This is a genomic window from Pseudovibrio sp. WM33 (assembly GCF_001623165.1).
Lineage (GTDB): Bacteria > Pseudomonadota > Alphaproteobacteria > Rhizobiales > Stappiaceae > Pseudovibrio.
The window spans coordinates 10,592-17,528 of the sequence record NZ_LMCK01000017.1; the positions used below are offsets into that span (position 1 = coordinate 10,592).

5 protein-coding genes and 1 pseudogene are annotated in these 6,937 nt (G+C 53.4%); 5 read left to right on the plus strand and 1 reads right to left on the minus strand.

All coding sequences use genetic code 11. The annotated features are described in order from the left end of the window. The 4 genes and pseudogenes from PsWM33_RS27925 to gltX form a co-directional block, all read left to right on the plus strand. Nucleotides 1–211: pseudogene (locus tag PsWM33_RS27925) on the plus strand (response regulator); the annotation flags it as partial. A gap of 154 nt (nucleotides 212–365) precedes the next feature. Further along, nucleotides 366–2,033 carry an NAD+ synthase gene (locus PsWM33_RS04340; RefSeq protein WP_153039895.1) on the plus strand — a complete coding sequence of 556 codons (1,668 nt, stop codon included), beginning with the start codon at nucleotides 366–368 and terminating at the stop codon, nucleotides 2,031–2,033. Nucleotides 2,034–2,157: 124 nt separating this feature from the next. Further along, complete coding sequence (locus tag PsWM33_RS04345; protein WP_063296445.1) at nucleotides 2,158–3,378, plus strand: MFS transporter; 1,221 nt, start codon at nucleotides 2,158–2,160, stop codon at nucleotides 3,376–3,378. Nucleotides 3,379–3,509: 131 nt separating this feature from the next. Then, nucleotides 3,510–4,874, plus strand: coding sequence for a glutamate--tRNA ligase (gene gltX / locus PsWM33_RS04350; RefSeq protein WP_063299348.1), 1,365 nt, complete (start codon nucleotides 3,510–3,512; stop codon nucleotides 4,872–4,874). Here the strand turns inward: gltX and PsWM33_RS04355 are convergent. Continuing rightward, nucleotides 4,837–5,889, minus strand: coding sequence for a DUF2865 domain-containing protein (locus tag PsWM33_RS04355; RefSeq protein ID WP_063299349.1), 1,053 nt, complete (start codon nucleotides 5,887–5,889; stop codon nucleotides 4,837–4,839). The genes gltX and PsWM33_RS04355 overlap by 38 nt on opposite strands. Nucleotides 5,890–6,108: 219 nt before the next feature. Here PsWM33_RS04355 and PsWM33_RS04360 point away from each other — a divergent pair, with 219 nt between their 5' ends. Continuing rightward, nucleotides 6,109–6,618 carry a CreA family protein gene (locus PsWM33_RS04360; RefSeq protein ID WP_063299350.1) on the plus strand — a complete coding sequence of 170 codons (510 nt, stop codon included), beginning with the start codon at nucleotides 6,109–6,111 and terminating at the stop codon, nucleotides 6,616–6,618. The last annotated feature ends 319 nt before the right edge of the window (nucleotides 6,619–6,937 follow it).

Below are 6,937 nucleotides of genomic sequence, written 5' to 3' on the forward strand. Positions count from 1 at the left end.
GCGCAATGCTGGCGTAAATTACTTCCTTGCCAAACCAATCGCGCCCGCAATTCTGTATGATCGCCTGAAGGCCATCGTGATGCAGGGGGATGAGCCTATTCAGGCCAGGGACATGGCACAGATGCCAATGGGCACAAGGCTGCAACAGCATCTGGACCTCATGGCAAAGGCGAAAGATTCTGGGCAGGTGAAGAAGAAGTCGTCAGATTGATTTTCACCCTGTGAATCCTTTCCTCAACCGTCAACTATGTGATGGATCGACTTTTCTCTGCTACAAAAACGCGGTACACGAGAACCAAAGCTATTAAAGCTCGAAGCAAACAGGGCCACCCCTTCCATCCACTAAAGCCTTTGAAGTTTATATGATGATTAAAGACCAGTTCCGTTTGGCCGTCGTACAGGCCAACCCTTGCCTTGGTGATATCTCCGGTAATGCTGAGAAAGTGCGTCATCACCGAAAGCTGGCCGCCGAACAAGGCGCTGATCTGGTTTTGTATTCTGAGCTGTTTTTGGCTGGCTACCCGCCAGAGGATCTGGTCTTGAAGCCAGCCTTCGTAGCTGCCTGTAAGCGTGAACTGGAAGGCTTGGCAAAAGAAACGGCTGATGGTGGTCCCGCACTGCTCGTTGGCCTGCCATGGGCCGAAGAGGATAAGCTCTACAACGCCGTCGGACTGCTCGACAACGGCAACATTGAGGGCCTGCGTTACAAGGTCGACCTGCCAAACTATGGCGTTTTCGATGAAAAGCGTGTCTTCGATGCTGGGCCCAATCCGGGTCCGATGAGTTTCCGTGGTGTGCGCCTTGGCGTTCCGATTTGTGAAGACACATGGTCCGATGAGGTTTGCGAATGTCTGGAAGAGACAGGCGCTGAAATCCTGCTGGTTCCAAATGGGTCTCCTTACTACCGCGATAAAATAGATGAGCGCATGCAGATCATGCTCTCTCGTGTTGTCGAAACGGGCCTTCCGCTCGTGTATTGTAATCAGGTTGGTGGTCAGGATGAGCTCGTGTTTGACGGCGCATCCTTTGCCCTCAATCATGATCGCTCATTGGTGATGCAACTCGGTCAGTTCACCGAGGAAACAGATTACCTCGACTTCAATAAAGATGCAGAAGGTCTGTGGTTCGCAAAACCAACTCGCATCGTTCCAATGCCAGATACACAGGAAGCAGACTGGCTTGCTTGCGTGCTTGGCCTGAAAGACTACGTAAACAAGAATGGCTTCCCCGGCGTGGTGCTGGGCCTGTCCGGCGGTATTGATAGTGCGATCTGTGCGGCCATGGCCGTTGATGCTCTGGGCGCTGATCGTGTTCACTGCATCATGCTACCATACCGCTACACCTCCGAGGAAAGCATCAAGGACGCCAAGGCCTGCGCGGATGCACTTGGGGTGAAGTACGATACCATTCCAATCGCAGAGCCTGTCGAGGGCTTCCAGCAGACGCTGGCTGGCGTATTTGCAGGCACTGAGAGCGGTATCACCGAGGAAAACCTGCAGTCCCGTTCTCGCGGTGTCATCCTCATGGCTGTATCCAACAAATTCGGCTCCATGGTTGTTACCACCGGCAACAAGTCAGAAATGTCTGTCGGTTACGCCACCCTTTATGGGGATATGAATGGCGGCTTCAACCCGATCAAGGATCTTTACAAGACCGAGGTTTATCGTCTGTCTGACTGGCGCAACAAAAACCATCCGGCAGGTGTTATGGGGCCAGCGGGTGAGGTGATCCCGAACAACATCATCGTCAAAGCGCCAACAGCTGAGCTGCGTGAAAACCAGACCGATCAGGACAGCTTGCCAGAATACGATGTTCTGGATGACATCCTGCATTGTCTCGTTGAAAAAGAGTTGAGCCTTGACGAGATCGCCAAGCGCGGCCACTCTGTAGAAACCATCCATCGAGTCGAACACCTTCTTTACATCGCAGAGTACAAGCGTCGTCAGGCTGCACCGGGTGTCAAAATCACACTAAAGAACTTTGGGCGCGATCGTCGCTACCCAATCACCAATCGTTTCCGGGATCGAACCTAGAACCACACGCGGCTTGAGATCTTACTTTAAGAACAAGCAGGCCGCGCTCTGGACTTGATCTCTGGTGCTCAGGCAAGCATCACGCCTTGCCTGAATCACTTTCTACGCTTTTTAGGTTAAGTCTATGACTTTCTTCCAATTTCTCCAGCGCAACCTGCGCTGGGTCGCGGGCGGGTTTCTGCTCGGGTTTGGCTCCAGCTTTGGTCAAACCTTCTTCATCGCGCAATTTTCCTCCCAGATCCGTGAGACCTATAGCCTCTCTCACGGTGATTTCGGCTCAATTTACATGTTCGCGACACTAGCAAGTGCTGCAACGCTCATCTACTTGGGCAGGATAGTCGATTATTATCGCCCTGTGGTCGTCGGGTGTGCTGCAATTATCATTCTTGCCGGATTCAGTTTCTTAATGAGCTGGCATAACTCCATCATATTACTTGCAATTTGCCTCTATGGCTTACGACTGTTCGGGCAGGGCATGCTCCCCCATACTTCGCAGACAGCCATGTCGCGCTGGTTTCATGGCTCCAGAGGGAAGGCACTCAGCCTGGCCTCTTTTGGCAACATGGCAGGCGAAGCGCTTTTGCCATTGGCCGCTGTCTCGCTCATGGTCGCATTCTCATGGCGGGATCTCTGGTCCGCAGCGGGCATAACGCTTCTCGTCGTCTTCCTTCCTCTGGCTTATCTGACCCTCAAGAAAGACCGGACACCGGAAAACCCGCTTGAGTCTTCAGGCTCAAATGGCCCTGCTGTGAGCTGGACCAGAAAGCAGGTGATGTCGGACTGGCGGTTCTGGGTGGTTATGACAGCCGTGCTCGCTGTGCCGTTTCTTGTCACAGGCCTCATGTTCCATCAGGTCCACTTCATGGAAGCAAAGGGCTGGGCACGGACTGTAATCCCATCCTATCTGCCACTTTATGCAGCGGCTGGCGCTGTGTTCTCTATGACTGCTGGTATGTTGATTGACCGTTTCTCTGCCGTCTCATTGCTCCCGCTTTCTGTTATTCCTCTCGGTGTGAGTGTGCTCGTGTTTGCCTTTGGCGGCGAAGAGTACTTTGTGCCAATTGCGATGATCATCCTCGCCATAACCGTCGGCTCCTGGGGGGCGATTGCTTCTGCTGTTTTGGCCGAACTTTACGGAACAGCTCATCTGGGATCCATCCGTGCAGTGTATTCCGCCATGATGGTCTTTGCCTCTGCGCTAGCTCCGGGGCTTATGGGTATCCTGCTGGATAACGGTATTGAGCTGGACACTCAGTTTGCATTCTCCAGCCTTTATTGCTTTGGCCTGGGCCTGGTTTTGTTTGCCGTAAAGCCGCAGCTGATGCTGGTTCGTTCTCCAGCTTGAATTCAGCAAAAGCCGGTAACTGAACCTAAAACCCGAGATATTCCGTAGGTATCGGAGATTGGCTGGTTGACCCGTACCAGCCAACGCGATACCCGAGTGTCAAACTTGTTTATTGATGAGAAGGCTCAGCCATGAGTGTTACTGTTCGCTTCGCGCCATCTCCGACTGGCCACATCCATATCGGCAATGTGCGCCCGGCGCTTTTCAACTATCTCTTTGCTAAAAAGCAGGGCGGCAATTTCGTTCTGCGCTACGACGATACCGACGTGCAACGCTCTAAAGAAGAGTATGCAGTGGGCATTGCCGAAGATCTGAAGTGGCTGGGTATCAACCCTGATCGCGTGGAAAAACAATCCGAGCGTTTTGCATTGTATGATGCAGCAGCTGCCAAGCTGAAAGACGCAGGTCTCCTTTACCCATGCTATGAAACGCCGGAAGAGTTGGAGCGCCGCCGTAACCGTGCGCGTGCTCTGGGCCGTCCTCCTGTTTATGACCGTGCTGGCCTGAAGCTCACTGGGGAGCAGATCGCTGAATATGAAGCAGAAGGCCGCAAACCACACTGGCGCTTCAAACTGCCAAACCACGCAGAAAATGATGCATTCTCCACTGTCAGAACAGAAGTGCACTGGGATGATGTGATCCGTGGTCGTCAGACCGTTGATCTTGCCTCCCTGTCTGATCCGGTGCTGATCCGCGCAGATGGAACCTACCTCTACACCCTGCCATCCATTGTGGATGACGCGGATATGGGCATCACCCATGTTATTCGCGGTGAAGACCACATTGCCAATACCGGTGTACAGATTGCCATATTCCAGGCGCTGGGGGCACAAGTTCCTGAGTTTGGTCATCACAACCTGCTGACCACTGCATCAGGTGAGGGGCTCTCCAAACGCTCTGGCGCCCTGTCTATCCGCTCGCTGCGGGAAGAAGGCTATGAGCCAATGGCAGTCTGCTCTCTCGCAGTGCTCACAGGCACCAGCCACGCAGTTGAACCTGCTCCAACCATGGAAGCTCTGGCAGACATGCTCGACTTCTCCGGCATCTCCAAGTCTGCTGCAAAGTTTGACCCGGAAGATGTGGGCCACCTGACTGCAAAACTCGTCCATGCCATGAGCTTTGCTGATGTTGCAGACCGCCTGAAAGCAGACGGCGTTGAGGGTGATGAAGCGTTCTGGACTGCGGTTAAAGAAAATTGCTCCACCGTAAGCGATGCGAAAAAATGGTGGGAGCTGATCGTTGGGTCCGCCACACCAGACATTGCCGAGGAAGACAAGGACTTCATCACTCAGGCCACAGCTCTACTTCCGCAAGAGCCATGGACCGAGGAAACATGGGGCGAGTGGACCAAAGCCGTCAAAGCTGAGACTGGCCGAAAAGGCAAAGGCCTGTTCATGCCACTGCGTAAGGCAATTACAGGTCTGGCACACGGTCCAGACCTGAAGAACATGCTACCGCTTATTGGTCGGGAAAAAACTTTGGACCGACTTTCCTGATAGGGCCTGTGCGGGGTTCAACCTCGCGCGGCACAAATTTCTTCTGAACAAGCGGAGGCTCGGAGATATCACTCTGGGCCTCTGTTGCGTTTACGGTCTGACGCAGCTCACTCTGGTTCGGAATAGCAGGGTATGTCGCTGTTGCACCCGGTGTCAGATCTTCCAGCTGATTACCCGGAAGTGCCTGCTCCAGTGGTGGGATCGCAGGTGTCGGCTCTAGATTGCCAGGTTGTCCACCAGCTGCGTCACAGGAACAAGCCGGGTTGTTCTGCTGTCTGAACAGATAGGCATTGGCAAGCGATGTATAAGGCGCACCGGACAAAGACCGCATCTGGGCAGGTGTTTCCTGAGGAACCTGGAAGACATACAGCTCAGTATCCTGACTTGGACACAGCGCCTGACAAATCTCTCCATCTTCCGTCAGATCTTCTGCACTGGAATTCGGATTGATCGGGAAGTAGTAGCCATCACACTTGCGCACACACATGGTCGCATATTGCTGACCACCGGAGGAGAAACCAGCGGTCGAACGTGGCTCCAGCTGCAAAGGCTGATTGGCCTGTGCCGGCGTCAGTGGCTGGACTCGCTGGTCAGAACGATCTGAACAGTTCAGATCAACCAGCGCCTGCTTCACTTCAGTAAGCCGGTCCTGCAACACGCTGGAATACAGTTCCTGTTGTCTCTGACTGTCCAGATAGGTCAGATTCTCATTCATCTGCTGCAAAGAAGAGCTCAGTTGCTGGCACTGTGGAGGGCCAAAGGAACCATCACAGCCAAAATTGGACATCTGGGACTGTACGTTGCGGATATGAACCAGCTGCTCTTCATAGGCTGTTTGCCAGCTGTTGGAGCTGCCATTGCTTTCGACCTGCTCAGAAAGCTCGATAAACTCCGTCTCAAGCCTGTCGCACACCTGAGGGCGTGCAAACGCACTGCCGGTCCAAATAAGGGAGGCGCCAAGGGCAAGAGCCACGGCTGCGCATGAGTGCGCGAAGGGGAGTCTGGAAATGGTCATAGCCCGCAATACTGGTTTCCTCAGAGAAATCTTAGAGATAAGCTATTCTATGGCCTTATTGGGGCAAAACCAACGGATTCCGGTAGGTTTTACAAAAATCTCTGGTTCTCTTGCTGGTAGTTGCCAAAAAAACTCCTATATCGGGAGTGATTTGATTTGTTCTTTTGAAAATGGAGGGGAGCTGTGCAGATCTCTGCGCTTGGAAAATCAGTCCTGAAAATGGTGAGCACCGCGACGGTCGTTCTTGGAGTAACGCTGGGGATGCTTGGCACCGCTGCGCAGGCACAGGAGCCGGATCTGATCTTCAAGAAGTCAACTGTCTGGAAGTTCCTGAGCCCGGACCACAAGTTGGCGACCTATGCACTGGATGACCCGGAAGTCGAGGGCGTCGCCTGTCACTTCACAGTGCCTGAAAAAGGTGGCATCTCCGGATGGCTCGGACTGGAAGAAGAAACCTCCGATGTCTCATTGGCTTGTCGTCAGGTTGGACCCATCAAGTTCAAAAGCAAGTTTGAGCAAGGCGATGAAGTCTACCGCCAGAGCCGCTCCCTGTTCTTCAAAAAAATGCGCATCGTTCGCGGTTGTGACGCTAAGCGGAACGTGCTGGTCTATCTGGTGTACTCCGACAAACTCGTAGAAGGCAGCCCGAAGAACTCGACTTCTACCGTGCCGATCATGCCGTGGGGCGATCAGGTTCCGGAAAAGTGCGCTGACTATCTGGATGACTAAAGCCTGTTCCTGAAAAGTGGCTCCGGTTTTCGGATAAGAATACGCACAGATTTGACACCTGCTTTTCAAGCACTTTGAGCACCGCTGGGCTTTCCCGGCGGTGTTTGTGTTTGAGGATCCCGCTTGAACGGGTGGAGCAAGGCGAACAGGCTTTGCCTGCGCTACTTGTTAGATATGTTTCTTCGGCAATGGCTGTTCGCCTCGCCCGGGCCTTTTATCATGAACGCGCGGGCTCCCTCTCGGACAGACGTGAATGACACGTCCCCGTGTCAATGACAGGTTTCCCTGTCATCGACAATTTCTTGTCACCACCGGACGC

Coding starts and splice junctions, on each gene's coding strand:
- PsWM33_RS04360 (WP_063299350.1), top strand. CDS start 6,109: ATGGTGAGCACCGCGACGGTCGTTCTTGGAGTAACGCTGGGGATGCTT.
- PsWM33_RS04345 (WP_063296445.1), top strand. CDS start 2,158: ATGACTTTCTTCCAATTTCTCCAGCGCAACCTGCGCTGGGTCGCGGGC.
- gltX (WP_063299348.1), top strand. CDS start 3,510: ATGAGTGTTACTGTTCGCTTCGCGCCATCTCCGACTGGCCACATCCAT.
- PsWM33_RS04340 (WP_153039895.1), top strand. CDS start 366: ATGATTAAAGACCAGTTCCGTTTGGCCGTCGTACAGGCCAACCCTTGC.
- PsWM33_RS04355 (WP_063299349.1), bottom strand. CDS start 5,889: ATGACCATTTCCAGACTCCCCTTCGCGCACTCATGCGCAGCCGTGGCT.